The sequence below is a fragment of the Psychrobacter sp. CAL346-MNA-CIBAN-0220 genome (assembly GCF_040309805.1).
Classification (GTDB): Bacteria; Pseudomonadota; Gammaproteobacteria; order Pseudomonadales; family Moraxellaceae; genus Psychrobacter.
Genome location: NZ_JBEOPF010000763.1, coordinates 1 through 234, shown reverse-complemented (window position 1 = coordinate 234; position 234 = coordinate 1). Strand labels below are relative to the sequence as shown.

The 234-nt window shown below is 43.2% G+C and carries 1 pseudogene; it reads right to left on the bottom strand.

The annotated features are described in order from the left end of the window. Nucleotides 1-193: pseudogene (locus AAEY88_RS15590) on the bottom strand (hypothetical protein); the annotation flags it as partial. Nucleotides 194-234 lie beyond the last annotated feature (41 nt).

The following is a 234-nucleotide window of genomic DNA, read 5'->3' as shown; positions in this document are numbered from 1 at the left end:
GAATAAGTAAGGCATCACTATGTTGCTGATTAACCCCATAAGGGGCTAAAAAAGGCGCACTGGCAGCCAGTAAAGCAAAAGCAATAAACACCCATAAACCAACACGTGCAGGGTGGTTGGTTTTAAATTTTCGCCACAGCCGTGCTAGGGGCGATTTATTCGACTCTTCAGAAAATAAGTTAAACTTTGCCATGAGCTTGGTTCCGTGAGAGTGGGTCGAATAGAGTATAAATT